17 protein-coding genes are annotated in these 15,887 nt (G+C 53.7%); 14 read left to right on the top strand and 3 right to left on the bottom strand.

The annotated features are described in order from the left end of the window. Positions 1–9: 9 nt before the first annotated feature. The 3 genes from uvrA to AC3WQH_RS17180 all read left to right on the top strand — a co-directional run bounded on the left by uvrA (position 10) and on the right by AC3WQH_RS17180 (position 4,050). Positions 10–2,877, top strand: a complete 2,868-nt coding sequence (gene uvrA / locus AC3WQH_RS17190; RefSeq protein ID WP_122952591.1) for an excinuclease ABC subunit UvrA — start codon at positions 10–12, stop codon at positions 2,875–2,877. 141 nt (positions 2,878–3,018) lie between these two features. After that, on the top strand, positions 3,019–3,648 hold the full coding sequence (locus AC3WQH_RS17185) for an HD domain-containing protein (protein ID WP_492332173.1): 630 nt from the start codon (positions 3,019–3,021) through the stop codon (positions 3,646–3,648). Between the two features lie 33 nt (positions 3,649–3,681). After that, on the top strand, positions 3,682–4,050 hold the full coding sequence (locus tag AC3WQH_RS17180; RefSeq protein ID WP_005829904.1) for a phage holin family protein: 369 nt from the start codon (positions 3,682–3,684) through the stop codon (positions 4,048–4,050). Positions 4,051–4,263: 213 nt separating this feature from the next. Here the strand turns inward: AC3WQH_RS17180 and AC3WQH_RS17175 are convergent, their stop codons facing one another. After that, positions 4,264–4,872 carry an accessory gene regulator ArgB-like protein gene (locus tag AC3WQH_RS17175; RefSeq protein ID WP_005829905.1) on the bottom strand — a complete coding sequence of 203 codons (609 nt, stop codon included), beginning with the start codon at positions 4,870–4,872 and terminating at the stop codon, positions 4,264–4,266. Between the two features lie 15 nt (positions 4,873–4,887). After that, positions 4,888–6,231 carry a sensor histidine kinase gene (locus AC3WQH_RS17170; protein ID WP_492332172.1) on the bottom strand — a complete coding sequence of 448 codons (1,344 nt, stop codon included), beginning with the start codon at positions 6,229–6,231 and terminating at the stop codon, positions 4,888–4,890. A 249-nt stretch (positions 6,232–6,480) separates the two neighbouring features. Between AC3WQH_RS17170 and hprK the strand changes: the two genes are divergently transcribed. The 11 genes from hprK to AC3WQH_RS17115 all read left to right on the top strand — a co-directional run bounded on the left by hprK (position 6,481) and on the right by AC3WQH_RS17115 (position 15,491). Further along, positions 6,481–7,416 carry an HPr(Ser) kinase/phosphatase gene (gene hprK / locus AC3WQH_RS17165; RefSeq protein ID WP_005829909.1) on the top strand — a complete coding sequence of 312 codons (936 nt, stop codon included), beginning with the start codon at positions 6,481–6,483 and terminating at the stop codon, positions 7,414–7,416. Between the two features lie 15 nt (positions 7,417–7,431). Further along, positions 7,432–7,929, top strand: coding sequence for an acyltransferase (locus AC3WQH_RS17160; protein ID WP_007777925.1), 498 nt, complete (start codon positions 7,432–7,434; stop codon positions 7,927–7,929). Positions 7,930–8,224: 295 nt separating this feature from the next. Then, positions 8,225–9,400 carry an ATP phosphoribosyltransferase regulatory subunit gene (locus AC3WQH_RS17155; RefSeq protein ID WP_492332171.1) on the top strand — a complete coding sequence of 392 codons (1,176 nt, stop codon included), beginning with the start codon at positions 8,225–8,227 and terminating at the stop codon, positions 9,398–9,400. Between the two features lie 3 nt (positions 9,401–9,403). Further along, on the top strand, positions 9,404–10,051 hold the full coding sequence (hisG, locus tag AC3WQH_RS17150) for an ATP phosphoribosyltransferase (RefSeq protein ID WP_005829913.1): 648 nt from the start codon (positions 9,404–9,406) through the stop codon (positions 10,049–10,051). Between the two features lie 23 nt (positions 10,052–10,074). Beyond that, complete coding sequence (hisD, locus tag AC3WQH_RS17145; protein WP_005829915.1) at positions 10,075–11,370, top strand: histidinol dehydrogenase; 1,296 nt, start codon at positions 10,075–10,077, stop codon at positions 11,368–11,370. Beyond that, a complete protein-coding gene (gene hisB / locus AC3WQH_RS17140; protein WP_007777917.1) occupies positions 11,370–11,969 on the top strand; it encodes an imidazoleglycerol-phosphate dehydratase HisB in 600 nt (199 codons plus the stop codon). Before hisD ends, hisB begins: the two co-directional genes overlap by 1 nt. A gap of 1 nt (position 11,970) precedes the next feature. Then, complete coding sequence (gene hisH / locus AC3WQH_RS17135; protein WP_005829917.1) at positions 11,971–12,585, top strand: imidazole glycerol phosphate synthase subunit HisH; 615 nt, start codon at positions 11,971–11,973, stop codon at positions 12,583–12,585. Then, the gene (gene hisA, locus AC3WQH_RS17130) at positions 12,582–13,331 is read left to right on the top strand and encodes a 1-(5-phosphoribosyl)-5-[(5-phosphoribosylamino)methylideneamino]imidazole-4-carboxamide isomerase (RefSeq protein ID WP_005829919.1); all 750 of its coding nucleotides are present in this window, start codon (positions 12,582–12,584) and stop codon (positions 13,329–13,331) included. Before hisH ends, hisA begins: the two co-directional genes overlap by 4 nt. Next, positions 13,321–14,079, top strand: a complete 759-nt coding sequence (gene hisF, locus AC3WQH_RS17125) for an imidazole glycerol phosphate synthase subunit HisF (RefSeq protein ID WP_007777911.1) — start codon at positions 13,321–13,323, stop codon at positions 14,077–14,079. The genes hisA and hisF overlap by 11 nt, the downstream gene beginning before the upstream one ends. After that, entirely contained in the window at positions 14,076–14,759 is a 684-nt protein-coding gene (gene hisIE, locus AC3WQH_RS17120; RefSeq protein ID WP_005829923.1) for a bifunctional phosphoribosyl-AMP cyclohydrolase/phosphoribosyl-ATP diphosphatase HisIE, read from the top strand. The genes hisF and hisIE overlap by 4 nt, the downstream gene beginning before the upstream one ends. Before the next feature lie 129 nt (positions 14,760–14,888). Continuing rightward, the gene (locus AC3WQH_RS17115) at positions 14,889–15,491 is read left to right on the top strand and encodes a GNAT family N-acetyltransferase (RefSeq protein WP_005829925.1); all 603 of its coding nucleotides are present in this window, start codon (positions 14,889–14,891) and stop codon (positions 15,489–15,491) included. A 156-nt stretch (positions 15,492–15,647) separates the two neighbouring features. Here the strand turns inward: AC3WQH_RS17115 and AC3WQH_RS17110 are convergent. Then, positions 15,648–15,887, bottom strand: a 240-nt coding sequence (locus tag AC3WQH_RS17110; protein WP_492332170.1) for a hypothetical protein, incomplete at its 5' end; no start/stop codon positions are given.

The raw sequence follows: 15,887 nt of genomic DNA, 5'->3' as shown, positions 1-15,887 counted from the left end.
GGTTTTTTCATGCCATTGGAACATATTGTCGTCAAGGGCGCGCGTGCCCACAATCTGAAAAACATTGATGTAGTGATTCCGAGGGACAAATTCGTCGTATTGACGGGTTTGTCCGGCTCGGGAAAGTCTTCCCTTGCTTTTGACACGATTTACGCAGAGGGACAGCGGCGCTACGTGGAGTCTCTCTCTGCCTATGCCCGCCAGTTCCTCGGGCAGATGGACAAGCCGGATGTGGATTCGATTGAAGGGCTGTCGCCCGCTATTTCCATCGACCAGAAGACGACGAGCCGCAACCCGCGCTCCACAGTCGGTACGGTGACGGAAATCTACGACTATTTGCGTCTTTTGTATGCGCGTGTGGGCAGAGCGATCTGTCCCGAGCACGGCATCGAAATTCAGTCCCAGACGATCGAGCAGATGGTAGATCGCCTGATGGAGTACCCGGAGCGCACGAGAATGCAAATCCTCGCGCCCATGGTACAGGGGCGCAAGGGAGAGCACGTCAAGCTGCTGGAGGACATTCGCAAGCAGGGCTTCGTGCGCGTGCGTGTGAACGGCGAAATTACCGATTTGTCCGAGGACATCAAGCTGGAAAAAAACAAAAAGCACAACATCGAAGTCGTGGTGGACCGCGTCGTCGTGAAGCCGGATGTGCAGTCGCGCCTCGCGGACTCTTTGGAGACGGCTTTGCGCCTCGCGGACGGCAAGGTGATCGTCGACGTGATGGAGCAGGAGGAGCTGTTGTTCAGCGAGAAGCACGCCTGCCCGATTTGCGGATTTTCCATCGGCGAGCTGGAGCCGCGAATTTTCTCTTTCAACAGTCCGTTTGGCGCGTGCCCGGAGTGCGACGGTTTGGGCGTAAAGCTGGAGGTAGACCCGGACATGGTCGTTCCGGATGCGACCAAGACGTTGCATGACGGCGCGATTGGCGCCTGGGAGCCGAAGTCGTCGACTTACTATCAGCAGTTGCTGGAATCGGCTTGCCGCCACTTTAACATTCGCATGGACATTCCATACGAGGAGCTGCCCCCGGAGCAAGTGCAGATTTTGATGTACGGCAGCGAAGGGGAGAAAATCCAGTTCCGCTATGAAAATGAGTTCGGGCAAGTCAGGGAAGCGGTTGTGCCGTTTGAAGGCGTCATTCCGAATCTGCAACGCCGTCATCTGGAAACCAGCTCGGACTACATTCGCGAGCAAATCGAAGGCTTCATGAGCCAAAAACCTTGCCCTGTCTGCAAAGGGCACCGTTTGCGTCAGGAGAGCCTCGCTGTGAAGGTTGGAGAGCGCAGCATTTCCGAGCTGACGACGCTGTCGATTCTCGATGCACACCAGTTCATTAATGAACTGGAGTTGACCGAGCGGGAAGCGAAGATTGCCAACCTGATCGTGAAGGAAATCAAGGCACGGCTCAACTTTTTGATCGACGTCGGGCTGGATTACTTGACTCTGAGCCGGGCGGCCGGGACATTGTCCGGGGGCGAGGCGCAGCGGATCAGGCTGGCTACCCAGATCGGCTCCAGCCTGATGGGCGTCCTCTACATCCTCGACGAGCCGAGCATCGGTCTGCACCAGCGGGATAACGCCCGCCTGATTAAGACCCTGGAGCATATGACCAAGCTGGGGAACACGCTGATCGTCGTCGAGCATGACGAAGATACGATGATGGCTTGCGACTACATTATCGACATCGGGCCTGGTGCGGGTATTCACGGTGGCCAGGTAGTGTCTGCGGGCACGCCGGAAGAAGTGATGAAGGATGAAAACTCGCTCACAGGCGCCTATTTGAGCGGTCGCAAGTTCATTCCGGTCCCGCTGGAGCGCAGAAAGCCTACAGACAAATGGATCAAAATCGAGGGCGCGAAGGAAAACAACCTGAAAAACGTCACAGCGAAAATTCCGCTGGGATTGTTCGTCGCTGTGACAGGTGTATCAGGCTCCGGGAAAAGTACGCTCATCAACGAGATTTTGCAAAAGGCGCTGTCGCGCGATCTGAACGGCGCCAAAGTAAAGCCGGGCGAACACCGCCGCATCGTGGGACTGGAGCATCTGGACAAAGTCATTGATATCGACCAATCCCCAATTGGCCGGACGCCGCGCTCCAATCCGGCGACGTACACAGGCGTCTTTGACGACATTCGCGATCTGTTTGCCTCGACGAACGAAGCGAAGGTGCGCGGTTACAAAAAAGGCCGCTTCAGCTTCAACGTCAAAGGCGGGCGCTGTGAGGCGTGCAGCGGCGACGGGATTATCAAAATCGAGATGCACTTTTTGCCGGACGTGTACGTGCCTTGCGAGGTGTGCCACGGCAAGCGCTACAACCGGGAGACGCTCGATGTAAAATACAAGGGCAAGAGCATCGCTGACGTGCTGGAAATGACGATTGAGGATGCGGTGGAGTTTTTCCGCAATCTGCCGAAGATCGAGCGCAAGCTGCAAACGATTGTGGACGTCGGCCTTGGCTACATGAAGCTGGGACAGCCTGCAACGACTCTCTCCGGCGGGGAAGCGCAGCGCGTCAAGCTGGCCTCCGAGCTGTATCGCCGCAGCACAGGGCGCACGCTGTACATTTTGGATGAGCCGACAACAGGCTTGCATACGGATGACATCGACCGTCTGCTCAAGGTGTTGCAGCGCCTGGTGGAAAACGGCGACACAGTACTCGTCATCGAGCACAATCTGGATGTCATCAAAACGGTCGATTACATCGTCGATTTGGGGCCAGAAGGCGGTACCCGCGGCGGACAGATTGTCGGCACAGGTACGCCGGAAGAAGTGGCGCAATTGGAAGGCTCGTACACGGGAACGTACTTGAAGCCGATTTTGGAAAGAGATAGAGCGAGAACCATGGCCAAGCTGGAACAGTTGGTATCGAAGTAAACAAAGATGGCCTCCCTGGCAAAAGCAGGGGGGCGTCTTTTTCTGTACAAAACAAGCCGGGCAAGAAAAAGGGAACCGCTAAAAGCGTGGCGAGGCTGCGCCATGCCATGCTCATGCTGGCAAGAGACGGGGGAGAAGAACATGGAATACGTGGCAAAAGCGCTGGCGGCCCTCCCAGCCGATCTGGTGGAGGAAGCGAAAAAATGCTTTGACGGTCAAGACCCTGCACACGATTGGCAGCATAATTTGCGCGTGCTGGCGATGTGCGAGCGGATCGGCGGCGAGGAAGGGGCGGACATGCAGGTGCTGCGCCTCGCTGCTTTGCTGCACGATGTCGGGAGAGCGGAGGAGCGGCAGACCGGGGAGTGTCACGCGGAAATCAGCGCGCGAATGGCAGGAAAATGGCTGCGGGAGCGCGGCATGGAAGAAGAACGGATCGCGCGGGTACAGTCCGTGATCCTCGCCCATCGCTTTCGCAAGGAGCGTCCGCCTGTAACCCTGGAAGAAAAAATCTTGTTCGATGCGGACAAGCTCGATTCAATTGGCGCTATTGGAGTTGCCAGAGTTTTTGCTTATACTGGGGTTATTGGAGGGCCTATCCAATCCGACGACCCGCAGCAGCATACTCCGCTCAAGGAGTATGACTGGAAGCTGCAGCGCATCAAAGACAGGCTGTTCACCAAAACGGCCCAAGCGATTGCGCAGGAACGGCACGCGTTCATGGTCCGCTTTTTTGCGCAGTGGGAGCGGGAAGTGAAAGGACTCCAGTAGACGCTGGGGAAACTGGCGGAAGGAGGAATGAGGATGATCCGCTGGATAATCAAAATGCTCCTGAACGGAGCTGCCTTGCTTTTCATTAGCAAATGGTTTGCGTCCATTTATGTTGCGAATTTCACCGTGGCATTGTGGGCCATTCTGATTTTGGGTGTCGTGAACACGTTGATTCGTCCGGTGCTGATGTTTTTTACTTTGCCGCTGACGATCCTGACGTTGGGGCTTTTCTGGTTTGTCATCAACGCTGTGACGTTTGCCCTGACAGCCTACTTCATTGACGGATTCGAAGTGGGACCGTGGCCGGACAATATCGGCATCGTCATCGTGGCTGCCGCGCTGATGAGTATTTTTGGCTGGTTGATCGAAATGGTTGTCGGCATGAAAAAAGAGAAAAGGTAGAAAGCATCAAAAAAAACCCGCGGACTCTTTCGGGAGAGTTCGCGGGTTTGCTATTGTGGCGGGATTATGCTTGATTGTTAGATTTCTCTTCGTTTCGCATGTGAGGCGGGAGTGGTTCGTACAAGAAACCGACTTTCATAACACCTGCGACGCTCAAAACAGACAGGGCGCCAAAGAAACTGCAAACAGTGGAAAGCACTTTCTTCATGGGTATCATCCTCTCGAAAATGTTTTTTCTAGGAAAGATACAAAGCGAAACGAAACAGGCATGAGAAGCAGAGACTGATAGATAATTGCTAGTATGTAAGTCATAGGTAGCTTATAGGAATATCTTACCAAGAAAAGTGAGAGAATGCAACCAATAACTATCAGTAGAATAGCGATTTTTCGATGCTTTTTCTGGACAGTTGGGTTGTCTGGCATGTATGTATGTTTAGCTGGAGCGTATGTATAATTGATAAATGTTCCTGCCCCTGCAACGAGAAGGATGAGGAGCGGCATGACAGCAACAGAAGCCAGAGAAACATACTTGATAATAGCACCGCCAATAAGTAAGAGCAGGAGTGTCGCTACTAGACAGGACCATGGATTTTTAAAATGAACGCCGCCCGTGAAAAAACGGAGTAGAAAAAAGAAACAAAGGAGAGGGAAGACTTCTCCTAATAAGTTGAATACCGCAGAAACGAGTACGATGAAGAAAAGATTGATGACATTTAGCAAAAAGAGTTCAATTCCATGCGCCAATTGTCCCACGGTGTATGGCGAATCTTCTGTCTTAATCGACCGGGCAATTTTTCCTGACAATTTTTCTGTCCAGGTCATTCGGTTGCCTCCCTGCTAGCGGTTTGCAAAAGAAATGAAAAAACTGGTGATACCATCGGCAGATTTGACTTGAATGTTGCCGTTGTAGCGTTCCGCCACGTTTTTGACGATGGCTAGTCCAAGTCCGCCTTCTCCATTTTTCTTCGTGGTATAGCCCATTTGGAAGATTTCCTGAAGTTGACATTCCGGGATTGTCGGACCGCTATTTTCGATATACAGGAAGTGCTCGTTTTCTGTTTGTCCCCATTCAAGGCGTATGTAGCGATTTTCCTCCAGTTCGTAAGAGGTTGCACGTATGGCGTTGTCCAGCAGATTGCCCAAGATTTTGATTAAATCATATGTTTTGTAGTGCGAGAACTGGCTGATCTCCTTGATTTCCAACGTGAGCGAGATACGCTCAGCCAGACAAACTACCATTTTGGATTGCAGCAAGGAAGCAACGGCAGGATTTTTGATACGCTCCAATACTTGCGAACTGGAATCAGCGGATCTTTCAATCAGGACCGTTTCCTTTAACAGTTGCTCTACGTATTCTTTGGCGTGGCTATGCAGTTCTTTTTTCAAGAATCCATTGATTGCTGTGTAATGGTTCAAAGAATCGTGCTTGATGGAGCGAACGGCGGTAAAGAGATCCTGAATGGTGTTCAAATAAGGCGTTCCGGTTTCTTCTTCTACACGATTGATCGTCAAATTAAGATAAATCCGGAACAAAACCACAATCACGATGAACAAAGCCAAAATGGCTAACTGAAAGAACATTTGAAACTGCGGAGTATACAGCGCAAGAATGGCCGAGTTGTTCTCTCTCAGAAAAAACGACGTGTTCATAAATAGAATGAGCAAAAACTCGACGCTTCCCAGAAGAATTAACAGGAACAAGTAACGATTTAAACGGTTGTGCTGAAATAGCTGATGAATGTCAAATTTGGTTGTTCGCAATACGATAGCGATGGTTAGAAATACGCCTAGATAAAATAAACGGGCAAACACTGCTAGCATCGTAGTAGACAATATTTCTTCCAGGAATAACTGCTGACTGTTAAAAATGGCGAGAATAATTGATTCGGCAAGAATCATGACGACCAGTGCGATCGTTCCCATAAATACCGATTTGAGAATGTTAAACCGATATAACAGGATCAGGTACGCAGTCATGCATAAAAACATCAATATCACTTTCGGTTGATAAAGCACTTCCAGCAAAGTTAGCAGCTCGCCTGTTAGTGCAAATAGCAGGCTAAATAGAATGGCTTGTTTCTTCTGTTCGAACACCGACAGGTTGAATAAAGCCAAACTAATCGTCAGTAGCAAGAAGGCTTCGGGTATGTCTACGAGTAAGAAGCGAAGTAAAAAATCCAAGGTGTTGCCTCCTCTTTTTGTCCGACATTCGGAGTAAAGCAGTCTATATTTGCACTTTAACCAGATTTCGCCTGATACCAACCTCATTTTATATCTTATGAAATAACGCGAAAAATGTAAATGATACGACAAATTGCAAGCTTAGGCAAGTTGGGGGGCGAGAGGCAAAGGTTGTCGGAGGCAAGACGGTTTCGATACAATAGAGGCACACAACCGGGGACGGATATCCCAGATAAGGGGGAAGCTTTCATGCGCAAGACAAATGTGAGCCACCTTGTGGATCATTTCAATATGACGATTTTAAGCGGAGAAGAGGGGCTGGGGCGCGAGATTACGGTGACGGATTTGAGCCGTCCGGGCTTGCAGCTTGCAGGCTACTACTCCTACTACGCCGAGGAACGGATTCAACTGTTTGGCTTGACGGAAATCAACTTTTTCCAGACGCTGAACAGGGATGAGCGATTGGAGCGCATGAATTTTTTGATGCAGGGGCAGACGCCGTGTTTTTGTGTGACGCGCAACCAGCCTGTCCCGGAGGAAATGATCGAGGCCTCGAACAACTGGGGCGTGCCTGTGCTGCAATCGCCTTTGGCGACGACGACCTTGGTGGGCAAAATGACCAACTTCCTGGAGAACCGCCTGGCGCCTACTACCACGATTCATGGCGTACTGACGGATATTTACGGGGTCGGCGTCCTGATTATGGGATCGAGCGGAATCGGGAAAAGCGAAGCCGCTTTGGAACTGGTCAAACGCGGGCATCGGCTGGTGGCGGATGATGCTGTCGAAATTCGCCAGACGCAGGCAGGCCAGCTAAGCGGCAGCGCACCTGAGCTGATCCAGCATTTGCTGGAGATTCGCGGCGTGGGGATCATCAATGTCATGACCATGTTCGGAGCAGGGGCTGTCCGCAACGTGAAAAATATTGAGATGGTCGTGCAACTGGAGCTGTGGGAACCGCACAAAATGTATGAGCGGCTTGGACTGGACGAAGAGACGCTGAAAATCATGGACACGGACATCCCGATCATTACCGTACCCGTGCGACCAGGGCGAAATCTGGCCGTCATCATCGAAGTGGCAGCGATGAACTTCCGCCTGAAGCGGATGGGCTACAATGCGGCGATGCATTTCTCGCGCAAGCAGTCGAACGCCATTCTGGAAGATGCCGATTCAGACTTGTAGGACGGAGAGTGGCGCATGAGGAAGACAACACGTTATCCGGTCCAGGGGCCAAACCCGCTCTGGCAAATGTACCGCACGGTCAGCTTCTGGAAAGTCATGAAAAACTTCATCGTCATCCAGCTTGCCCGCTACACGCCTTTTCCGTCATGGAAAAACTGGATGTACCGCACCTTTTTGCGGATGGAGGTCGGGCAGGAAACGGCAGTGGCGCTGATGGTCATGATGGACACGATGTTTCCGGAGTTGATAAAAATCGGCAAAAACAGTGTAATTGGCTACAATACGACCATTCTCGCCCACGAGTATCTCGTGGAGGAATACCGGCTGGGAGAAGTGCGCATTGGTGACAGGGTGCTGATTGGAGCCAACTCGACGATTTTGCCGGGGGTGACGATTGGGGACGGGGCGATCGTGGCTGCGGGAACGGTGGTCCACAAGGACGTGGCGCCCGGGTCTTTTGTCGGCGGCAACCCGATGCAAGTGATTCGGCCGGGAGGGCTTGAGGAAAAATAGGCTCGCGCGCCGCTGGTCAGGCTTTTGCGGGAGAAAGAAAGAATAAAGGAACGGAGTCCGTTTTGGCGGGCTCTTTTTTATTGGCTTGCAGAGGCGGGGCTGCTGATGAAGCCATTGTAAATGAGAGGTGCTTGCAAGCGTTGTTCGGGGCGCCTATAACCTATAATCAAGAATTTTTCGACTATTCTTATCTCCGTTGACCGTGAGCGGTCTTCGTGGTAATCTTCATCATAACACTTTAGTTTGTTACCATATTAGCAGAGTAAAGCGAAACGGAACAATGGAGGGAATGACGATGGCGAAGCCGTTGGGATTTGAAAAACCGCTGGGGATGCGGGACATATTACCGGAATCACTGGCGAAGCAACGGCATTTGGAGCGGGCGCTGCGGCATTGTATCGAACGGTGGGGGTACGAGGAAATTTCCACACCGTCGCTGGAGTATTACGATACCGTGGGAATGGCGAGCGCAACGCTGACAGATCGAATGTTTCGCCTGTTGGATAAACAGGGGCATACCGTTGTGCTGCGGCCGGACATGACGACGCCAATCGCTCGCGTTGTTTCTTCTTTATATAAAGATGTACCGCTGCCGATCCGCCTGTTTTATCAGGCCAACGTGTTTCGCGCCCAGGAGAAGGAAGCTGGCCGAAATGCGGAGTTTTTCCAGACGGGGATCGAGCTGATTGGCGACGGCTCTGTGGATGCGGATGCGGAGGCGATCGCGCTGGCAGTTTTTTGTTTGCGGGCGGCAGGCGTGGAGACGTTCCGAATCGCGATCGGGCACGTCGATTTTGTAGACGGGCTGCTGGAGGACGTGGTCGCCGAAGCGGATGTGCGCCAGCAATTCCGCCAGTATTTGCACGAGCGCGATTTTGTCGGCTTCCGCCAATTGCTGGAGACGGTTGCGATTGGCTCTGCGGGGAAAAAACGGCTGGACGCCTTGCTTCGTTTGCGCGGCGGAAAAAGCAAAATCGCGGAGGCGCGGGAGCTTGCGGGTGACGGAAAAGCAGGGCGGGCGGTAGAAACGATTGCTTCCTTGTGGGAATCGCTGGAGGCATACGGGGTTACCGAGGATTTGCTGTTGGACTTCAATCTGATTATCAATCTGAACTACTATACAGGCGTTGTCTTTGAAGGCTACGCCGCCGATCTCGGCTCTCCGCTGTTGGGCGGCGGGCGTTACGATCAGCTTTTGGCCCAGTTCGGGCGCTCTGCACCTGCCACCGGGTTTGCGATCAAAATGGATCGGCTGCTGACGGTCACGCCGTCGCTGCGAGGTCAAGCGCCAGAACGCATTTTGCTGCTTTATACAGAAGATCGGCGGCCGGAAGCATTGGCAAAGGCGCAGCAGTTGCGCGCGGACTTCCAGGTGGTCGTGACCCGGCTCGTAACGGGAAAAGCGGAGATAGCGGCAGAGAGCGGGCAAGGCTACAGCAAGGTGATCTGCATGACGGAACAGGAGGAGTAGGAGATGGCGTTTTTCGCAAATGAGCAAAAGCTGACGATTGCCATGCCCAAAGGGCGAATTTTTGAAGAGGCTGTGCACTTTTTGCAGCAGGCGGGTCTGGAGGTAACGGCTGAACTGCAGGATTCACGCAAGCTGGTCATCCCGGTGGAAAATGCCAGGCTCGAATTTATTTTGGCAAAGCCTACCGATGTCCCGACTTATGTGGAATACGGAGTTGCAGACGTAGGCGTGGTCGGCAAGGACGTTTTGCTCGAAGAAGAACGGGATGTCTACGAGCTGTTGGACCTGCAGATCGGCTACTGCCGGATGATGGTCGCCGGATTGCCGGACTGGAAGCCGACAGAAGCGCCGAGAGTGGCGACCAAATATCCGAAGATCGCTTCCCGCTATTTTCGCGAGCAGGGGCAGCAGGTGGAGGTCATCAAGCTGAACGGCTCGGTGGAGCTGGCGCCGATGATCGGGCTTGCGGACAGGATTGTGGATATCGTCTCTACCGGCCGGACGTTAAAAGAAAATGGCCTGGTGGAGCTGGAACATATTTGCGAGATTACGACGCGGCTGATTGCCAACCGCGCGAGCTACCGGATGAAAAGCGAAGCGGTCGATGATATTGCCGGAAAGTTTCTGGAGGTTATTCCAGGCAGAAAATAGAGAGAAGGAGGGGGAGAAGGACCATGCGGATTATGGAAGCGAGTCAGTTTGACGGAAAGCGGTCGGTGGAGTCGGGGACGAGAGAGCAGCAGGAAGCCGTCAGGGCCATTCTCGCCGCTGTTCGGGAGCGAAAAGACGAAGCTTTGCGGGAATATACAGAGAGGTTTGACCGGGTGCGGCTGGAGACGTTTCGGGTGAGCGCAGCGGAGTTTGCCGAAGCGAGCGAGCAAGTCTCTCCGCAGGTCAAAGCGGCTTTACAGGAGGCGGCGGAAAACATACGCGATTACCATAGCCGCCAGGTGCGCCAGTCGTGGTTTGTGACGAAGGAGAGCGGCACGATGCTGGGACAGTTGATTCGCCCTTTGCAGCGCGCGGGACTGTATGTGCCAGGGGGCACGGCCGCCTATCCTTCCAGCGTCCTGATGAACGCGATCCCGGCCAAAATCGCAGGCGTCCCCGAGGTGGTCATCACTACCCCGCCGGGAGCGGACGGCAAGGTCAATCCGGCGATTCTCGTAGCGGCGCAGATCGCGGGGGTGACGGAGATTTACAAAGTGGGCGGAGCGCAAGCCATCGCGGCGCTCACCTATGGCACGGAACAGATCAAGGCGGTAGACAAGATCGTCGGGCCGGGCAATATTTTTGTCGCATTGGCAAAGCGCGAGGTGTTCGGGCTGGTCAGCATTGACATGGTAGCCGGGCCAAGCGAAATTGCCGTGCTGGCTGATGACACCGCCAATGCGCGTTATGTCGCTGCCGATTTGCTGTCGCAGGCGGAGCATGATCCGATGTCGGCCGCGATTTTGGTCACGCCTTCGCGGGAGTTGGCCGAGCAGGTGGCGCTGGAGGTAGAGCGGCAGCTTGCCGAACTGCCGCGCCAGTCGATTGCTGCAGCGGCGATTCGGGATTACGGGGCGATTTTGCTCGTGGAAAATTTGGACGAAGGGTTCGCCGTCATCAACCGGATCGCTCCCGAGCATTTGGAGATCATGATTGCAGAGCCTTTCGCACAGTTGGGCAAGGTGCAAAACGCCGGGGCGATTTTCCTCGGGCCGTACAGCTCAGAGCCTGTCGGCGATTATTTTGCCGGAACCAACCATGTGATTCCGACTAACGGCACGGCGCGTTTTTCCTCGCCGCTGTCGGTGGATGACTTTATCAAAAAATCCAGTGTCATCTCTTACAGCAAGGATGACCTGGTGAAAAACGGGCCAAAAATCGTGACCCTGGCCGAGCAGGAAGGGCTGGCGGGGCATGGACGCGCCATAACCGAGAGACTGCGCGACTTTGATCGCGAGAAGCAGGAGTGTGACCAGTGATGAGTGATCGTACAATCCGCACAGCAGCTATTGAGCGCAATACAAATGAGACGCAGATCGCCCTTTCTTTTGGCGTAGATGGAGCAGGCGAAAGCAAGCAGGAGTCGGGAGTGCCTTTTTTGGACCACATGCTTGACTTGTTCACCCGGCACGGGCATTTTGATCTGACGGTAAAAGCAAAAGGAGACATCGAAATCGACTACCACCACACGGTAGAGGACATCGGCATCTGTCTCGGGCATTGCATCCGCGAGGCACTGGGCGACAAAAAAGGAATCAAGCGCTACGGAAACGCCTTTGTTCCGATGGATGACGCGCTGGCGCAGGTTGTGATCGACATTAGCAACCGGCCGCATCTGGAGTATCGGGCCGCTTATCCTACGAACATGGTCGGCCAGTTTCCGACTGAGCTTGTGCATGAATTTCTGTGGAAGCTGGCGCTCGAAGCGCGGATCAATCTGCATGTGATCTTGCACTACGGCCACAATACGCACCACATGATCGAGGCTATTTTCAAAGCGCTGGGCCGTGCTCTGGACGAAGCGACGACGATCGATCCGCGTGTAAAAGGGGTCCCGTCTACCAAAGGGGTTTTGTAGGATGATAGGCATCATTGATTACGGCATGGGCAATTTGTACAGCTTGAGCAAGGCTTTGGAGCGGCTCGGCTATTCGTATGAGTTCGTTTCTGCGCCTGATCGGCTGCAGGAGTACAGCGGGCTGATTTTGCCGGGGGTAGGCGCTTTTGGCGACGCGATTGCAAACATCAGGGAGCTGGGCCTGGATCGGGCGATTGACGCATACGTCGCTTCCGAACGGCCGATCTTGGGCATTTGCCTGGGGATGCAGCTTTTGTTTGACAAAAGCGAGGAGCACGGGGAAAACACCGGACTCGGCCTGATTCGCGGTGAAGCGGTCCGTTTTTGCGGCGACTACAAAGTGCCGCACATGGGCTGGAACCAGTTGCGTCTCCGGCGGGAGCATCCGCTTCTGGAGGGAGTGCGCGAAGGCGAGTACGTTTATTTTGTTCACTCTTACCATGTGCTGTGCAAGCCGGATGTGCTGCTGGCGACGAGCGACTATCATCAGGAGGTCACGGCGATTGTCGGACGTGGCCAGGTGTACGGGATGCAGTTCCATCCGGAAAAGAGCGGAGAGACGGGAATGCGGCTGCTGCGCAATTTTGCCGTTCAATGCGAGGGGGTTTTGGCGTGAGTTTTATCATTTATCCAGCTATTGATATTCGCGGCGGAAAATGTGTGCGGCTGTTTCAAGGGGATTACGCCCAAGAGACGGTGTATGCGGATTCGCCTGTTGCCATGGCAAAGCGTTGGGTAGAGCAGGGGGCCGAGTGGGTGCACCTCGTTGATCTGGACGGGGCCAAGGAAGGAAAGCCGGCCAATGCGTCCATCATCAAGGAAATCGCCCGCACAGTGTCCGTCCCCGTGCAGGTTGGCGGCGGCATTCGGACGGAAGCGCAGATCAAGGACTATTTGGATGCAGGCGTGGCGCGGGTGATTGTCGGCACCGCCGCGATTGAAGACGAGCCTTTTACGAAACGCATTTTGCAGGCGTACGGCGACAAAATCGCGATTGGACTCGACTGCCGCAATGGCCTGGTCGCTACGCGCGGCTGGCTGGAGACAACGGACGTCGCGGCGACAGAGCTGGCAAAGCGGCTGGTGGCATACGGCGCGGAAACGTTTATTTATACCGATATTGCCCGCGACGGCACGATGACAGGGCCGAATGTCGAGGAAATCGCAGCACTCGCGATAGCGACAGGCAAGTCGGTCATTGCCTCTGGAGGCGTGAGTCGGCTTGATGACCTGCTCGTTTTGGCAGGGCATGCAGCAGACGGAGTGTCCGGCGCGATTGTCGGAAAAGCTCTTTACACGGACGCTTTCACGCTGGAAGAAGCGCTGACTCGCATGGAGGGACGTGAGCAGGATGTTGGCTAAAAGAATCATCCCGTGTCTCGATGTCAAAGACGGGCGGGTTGTAAAAGGAGTCCAGTTTGTGGGGCTGCGCGACGCCGGAGATCCGGTCGAGCTGGCGAAGAAGTACAGTGAAGAGCGTGCGGACGAGCTGGTGTTCCTGGATATTTCCGCCTCCCACGAAGGGCGCAAGACGATGGTGGATGTCATCGAGCGGACGGCGGCCAACATTACGATTCCGTTTACCGTTGGCGGCGGCATCAACAGCGTGGAGGACATGAAGCGGATTTTGCGCGCCGGAGCGGACAAAATTTCGCTGAACACAGCCGCTGTGCTTCGTCCCGAGCTTGTTCGCGAGGGGGCGAATGTGTTCGGCTCCCAGTGCATCGTAGTCGCGATTGACGCCAGGTCGGTAGGGGAAGGGCGCTGGGAAGTGTACACGCACGGCGGACGCAACGCTGCCGGCAAAGATGTCGTTAGCTGGGCGCAAGAAGTGGAAGCGCTGGGAGCAGGCGAAATTCTTTTGACCAGCATGGATGATGACGGCGAGAAAAAGGGCTTTGGGATCGAATTGACCAGACGCGTCTCGGAAGCGGTAAACATTCCGGTGATTGCTTCTGGTGGGGCAGGCTCGAAGGAAGACTTTTACGACGTGCTGACAGCGGGGCGGGCAGATGCCGCTCTGGCAGCTTCTATTTTCCATTACGATGAGACGTCCATTCACTCGGTGAAAGAGTATCTCCAGACCAAAGGAGTTGTCGTGCGGCCATGACAGTAGAGCTTCTTACAGCAGAAAACGTGCGCTTTGACGAAAAAGGACTGATTCCTGTCATTGTACAGGATGCGGTGAGCAAGGCTGTTTTGACGCTTGCCTATATGAACGAGGAGTCGTTGCAGCGTTCGCTTGAGACGAAAGAAACGTGGTTTTGGAGCCGCTCGAGACAGGAGCTGTGGCACAAAGGGGCGACGTCCGGGAATACACAGCGGATTGTTTCCATTCAGGTGGATTGCGACGGGGATGCGCTCGTCGTGCAAGTCGTGCCGAATGGACCAGCCTGCCATACAGGTGCCTATAGCTGTTTTGCCGGGGAGCTTTTGGCAGGGGGACAGGAGCGGGAGACAGCAGAGGGCAGCGAGAAAGCCGTCACAGCCGTGACGAGCGCGACAGTCGACCGATTTGCGATTCTGGGCGAACTGGAAGCGTTGATCGCTGCTCGCGAGGCCGAGCGCCCGGAAGGCTCGTACACGACCTATTTGTTCGAGAAAGGCGTCGACAAGATTTTGAAAAAAGTCGGGGAAGAGGCCGCCGAGGTGATTATCGCCGCGAAAAATCGCAGCCACGAAGAACTGCGCTACGAGGCTTCCGACTTGATTTTCCACCTGCTTGTCCTGCTGCGGGAGCAGAAGCTGCCGCTGGATGATGTGCTGACTGAGTTGCAAAGGCGGCGGTGAGGCGCTGGTGTTGCTTGCGAGAAAACCACTCTGTGTACAGTAGAGTGGTTTTTTGTTATGATTCCAGTATCTGTCTTTTGAAAGGTGTGGTGTCCATGAAAAAAGGAATCATGAAACTCGACAAAACCGATGATCGATTGGCCAATCACCAATGGAAAGGCAGGAAACAAATTGCTCAAAGGAACGGTAGTGGAACTGTGCCCTGTTGTGGCGGAGGATATGGAGAGGCTGTATCTGTGGCGTAATGACGAAGAAGCGGCGACCTTGGCTGCTGGCTCATCAATGGTCGTGTACAGCAATATTTCGCTTGATTCCCTTCGCACGATGTATGAGGAAAACGTGCGGACGGCTCGATTGGATGACAAGTACAACCGTGCTGTTTTCTCGATCTATACGCTTGATGGCGTGCATATTGGCAATTGCGACTATCGGGATGTGAATCCGGTTACGCGTACGGCGACCATTGGCATCGCGATTTTGGCTAAAGAGTACTGGAGCAAAGGATATGGCACGGACACGCTGAAAGTTTTGCTGCGCTTTCTTTTTCTACGCTTGAATCTGAAGCGGGTGCAGTTGGATACATGGAGCGGCAACACGCGGGCGATTCGCGCTTATGAGAAATGCGGATTTGTCGTCGAAGGGCGGCTCCGCCAAAACGAGTACGTGAACGGGCAGTATTACGATACGATTGTAATGGGGCTTTTGCGTGAAGAGTTTGCTTTGGCCGATTAAGTGAAAAGGAGCCGTTCCCCGCTGTTTTCAGGGGAGCGGCTCCTTTGTTTACCTTCGGGGCAGCGCTGATGGAGTCGACAGCAGAGGTGTCAAAATTCGACTGGAAGATAAAACTTTTAAAATTAGCTATTGATTTCGTATTTTAAATGTGATAGATTATTCCTTGTCGCCAAGAACGACGACAAAACACGAGAAAAGATAACAACTTTCGATAAAAAAGTTCTTGACTCGTAAACAACGAACGTGATAAGATGTAAAACGTTCGACAAAAAATGCTCTTTGAAAACTGAACAGCGAAAGCGTTGATGAGTCTATCATTAAATGATTTGCCAGCTTTGAACCAGTAACAAACTTTATTGGAGAGTTTGATCCTGGCTCAGGACGAACGCTGGCGGC

It is taken from the genome of Brevibacillus sp. FW301-21C12A (genome assembly GCF_058788915.1).
This window is presented reverse-complemented; position numbering and strand designations above follow the sequence as displayed.

Bases quoted from the DNA above. Each gene is read 5' to 3' on its own strand.
- uvrA (WP_122952591.1), top strand. From the start codon at position 10: ATGCCATTGGAACATATTGTCGTCAAGGGCGCGCGTGCCCACAATCTG.
- AC3WQH_RS17185 (WP_492332173.1), top strand. From the start codon at position 3,019: ATGGAATACGTGGCAAAAGCGCTGGCGGCCCTCCCAGCCGATCTGGTG.
- AC3WQH_RS17180 (WP_005829904.1), top strand. From the start codon at position 3,682: ATGATCCGCTGGATAATCAAAATGCTCCTGAACGGAGCTGCCTTGCTT.
- AC3WQH_RS17175 (WP_005829905.1), bottom strand. From the start codon at position 4,872: ATGACCTGGACAGAAAAATTGTCAGGAAAAATTGCCCGGTCGATTAAG.
- hprK (WP_005829909.1), top strand. From the start codon at position 6,481: ATGCGCAAGACAAATGTGAGCCACCTTGTGGATCATTTCAATATGACG.
- AC3WQH_RS17160 (WP_007777925.1), top strand. From the start codon at position 7,432: ATGAGGAAGACAACACGTTATCCGGTCCAGGGGCCAAACCCGCTCTGG.
- AC3WQH_RS17155 (WP_492332171.1), top strand. From the start codon at position 8,225: ATGGCGAAGCCGTTGGGATTTGAAAAACCGCTGGGGATGCGGGACATA.
- hisG (WP_005829913.1), top strand. From the start codon at position 9,404: ATGGCGTTTTTCGCAAATGAGCAAAAGCTGACGATTGCCATGCCCAAA.
- hisD (WP_005829915.1), top strand. From the start codon at position 10,075: ATGCGGATTATGGAAGCGAGTCAGTTTGACGGAAAGCGGTCGGTGGAG.
- hisB (WP_007777917.1), top strand. From the start codon at position 11,370: ATGAGTGATCGTACAATCCGCACAGCAGCTATTGAGCGCAATACAAAT.
- hisH (WP_005829917.1), top strand. From the start codon at position 11,971: ATGATAGGCATCATTGATTACGGCATGGGCAATTTGTACAGCTTGAGC.
- hisF (WP_007777911.1), top strand. From the start codon at position 13,321: ATGTTGGCTAAAAGAATCATCCCGTGTCTCGATGTCAAAGACGGGCGG.
- hisIE (WP_005829923.1), top strand. From the start codon at position 14,076: ATGACAGTAGAGCTTCTTACAGCAGAAAACGTGCGCTTTGACGAAAAA.
- AC3WQH_RS17115 (WP_005829925.1), top strand. From the start codon at position 14,889: ATGATCGATTGGCCAATCACCAATGGAAAGGCAGGAAACAAATTGCTC.